Origin of the sequence: Arenicella xantha, from assembly GCF_003315245.1 — a bacterium.
Lineage (GTDB): Bacteria > Pseudomonadota > Gammaproteobacteria > Arenicellales > Arenicellaceae > Arenicella > Arenicella xantha.
Genome location: NZ_QNRT01000023.1, coordinates 1 through 2,158, shown reverse-complemented (window position 1 = coordinate 2,158; position 2,158 = coordinate 1). Strand labels below are relative to the sequence as shown.

At 40.7% G+C, this 2,158-nt stretch carries 4 protein-coding genes; all 4 read right to left on the bottom strand.

What is annotated here, in order from left to right; translation table 11 throughout:
- Positions 1–202 precede the first annotated feature (202 nt).
- The 4 genes from DFR28_RS19880 to DFR28_RS19475 all read right to left on the bottom strand — a co-directional run bounded on the left by DFR28_RS19880 (position 203) and on the right by DFR28_RS19475 (position 1,943).
- Positions 203–529 carry a hypothetical protein gene (locus tag DFR28_RS19880; RefSeq protein ID WP_211317070.1) on the bottom strand — a complete coding sequence of 109 codons (327 nt, stop codon included), beginning with the start codon at positions 527–529 and terminating at the stop codon, positions 203–205.
- Positions 530–615: 86 nt separating this feature from the next.
- Entirely contained in the window at positions 616–924 is a 309-nt protein-coding gene (locus DFR28_RS19485) for a hypothetical protein (RefSeq protein ID WP_113956078.1), read from the bottom strand.
- A 98-nt stretch (positions 925–1,022) separates the two neighbouring features.
- Complete coding sequence (locus DFR28_RS20180; protein WP_113956077.1) at positions 1,023–1,364, bottom strand: nuclear transport factor 2 family protein; 342 nt, start codon at positions 1,362–1,364, stop codon at positions 1,023–1,025.
- A 111-nt stretch (positions 1,365–1,475) separates the two neighbouring features.
- The gene (locus DFR28_RS19475; RefSeq protein ID WP_113956076.1) at positions 1,476–1,943 is read right to left on the bottom strand and encodes a hypothetical protein; all 468 of its coding nucleotides are present in this window, start codon (positions 1,941–1,943) and stop codon (positions 1,476–1,478) included.
- Positions 1,944–2,158: the final 215 nt, after the last annotated feature.

Genomic DNA, 2,158 nt, shown 5'->3' with positions numbered 1-2,158 from the left:
AAGGCAGCCTTTTCGCAGCCCCATTTTGCAAACTCCCAGTGCAGCTCAACCAACATAGATTCTTCATACGCCAATGTGAATATCAAAAACTCTATCTTATTTTGAAGTATGTCTTCCTTCATGTGCCTAACGCCTTGCCAAGGGGCGCGTTGAAAACGCGTCCCGCGGAGCAGCTTGCTGCGGAGTGAACTTTGACAACTTGTTATGTTTTGCTGCCGCCATGGTCTTGTTGCTCAAACTCTTCTATATATTTTAGAACTAAAGGATATGTAAGTTTATTTATATCCCAAAGGAGATATAGATAAAATGCTAAACCTGAACAAAGCCCTACCGCTAATTGAGCCAACAAGTTATCAAGAAAAAGACCGTTTATCAGAATACAAAAGCCGAAAATTAAAACAGCAGCAATCCAAAAATAGTATTTCAGTCCGGAGCTTTTCCCACGGACATAGTTCAAGCAAGAATTAATGTACTCACTACTTTTTCCCTCGAACTGAGGAAATTTGTTGGCGGATCTAAAGAACTTCATAAGAAACATAACGCTAAGCCAAGGGGCGGCGCGTAGCAGCCGTCCCGCGGAGCCAACTTGTTGGCGGAGTGAACTTTGACGCCTTGTTATATGTTTTTTTCATTTGAAGAATATTTACTCTTTATTGAAAACCAAAATGCTGAATAAAATAAAATGTTACAAAGAGGAAAAGCGATAAGAATGAAATAGCCAAGTGCTAAAGCTTTACCAAATTTTTCTGATATTTCTCTCAAAACAACGATAAAACACATTACCGAAAACCCCAAGATAGCTACCACAAATAAATTTCCGAATTCATTTGCTGGTACTAAATCTGATTTGAACATCCAGACATATTGGATTGGCAGCATTAGAAGTATGCCAACAAACACCACCCAAAAATATACTGGACCCATGGCACTCACCTAGAAGCGCATATAACGCCAAGCAAAGGGGCGCGCGTTTTCTGCGCGTCCCGCCGTAGGCGTACTTTTGGTTCTTGTTAAGTTTCTTTTCAGCATATTGTTCCTTGATGGAAAATCATTTGCCAATGATTATTTTCTTTTACCCAAATAGAGCTTCGGTTAGCTCTTACGCCATTAGAGAATGATTGATACTTTACTAGCACTGTCTTGACGGATAACCGAACGCATTCTAGGTGTTTGATTTCAATTTCATGATAGTCCCAAATTGGAACCTCATTCACGATATCAGATTTACTAAACCGTTTACCAGATTTACCGAACTCTTCGAAGTCATTATGAATGAGCGTAGATAGCCGATTAGAGTCCGAACGAATTTCTTTACTAGAAATTTCATACTCTAGCTTTTCGACGATTTCAAAATCCGCATCCATATCTCAGTAAACTTAACGCCCTTAAAACGGGCGCGCGTTGTCTGCGCGTCCGAATGAACGCAGTGAATGTAAGTTTTTGAGCTTGTTAACTTTCAGTGCCACGATTTTAGATTAGTTAAGTAGTACTCGTACTTCAAGAATCCCAGAAGACTCAAAGTAGTTCAATTCTAAGCGAACCATAGTATTTGGCGAAAAATCATCTAAGGAAATTATAAAAGGAACATTGTTGCTCTGTGAATCAGGCAAAAATGAATGATTCCTGGGAATAGGGTTCTGGCTATAGTTCATCGTTATGTGAGCGGCAGCCACTGTGCCTTTAATTTGTGAAGCACCAAGCTCAATAAATAATTCTGCTGAAGACGATTGAGTGCCAGAAATGCTCTCTATACAATTATTTCTAAGGCTAAATTCGAATCCTTGCTGGTCGGTAACACGAAACAATGACGAGGCTACCGATGCACAAGATGTTTGTGCATGAGCAGGAAGAATCACAGAACTTACAAGGGGAGTTTGCCAAATTGCTGTCCCTCCGATGGCCGGTATTACGAACCCTTTTACCAACGCTTGTCTTCGTTTCATCTAGATTTCCTTTTGTAAAGTTAACGCCGTGCCAAGGGGCGGAGCGGAGCGACGTCCCGCGGAATGAGCGCAGCGAATGGAGGCTATACTTTGGCGCCTTGTTATGTGTTTGACTTGGTGCATTTATTTATTGATTTTTTTGGGTGAGTTGAAAAATTTAGTTTTTCACCTGAGTAAACAAAGAAGCTCGCGGCCTTTTTAGTGCTTAGTACGAA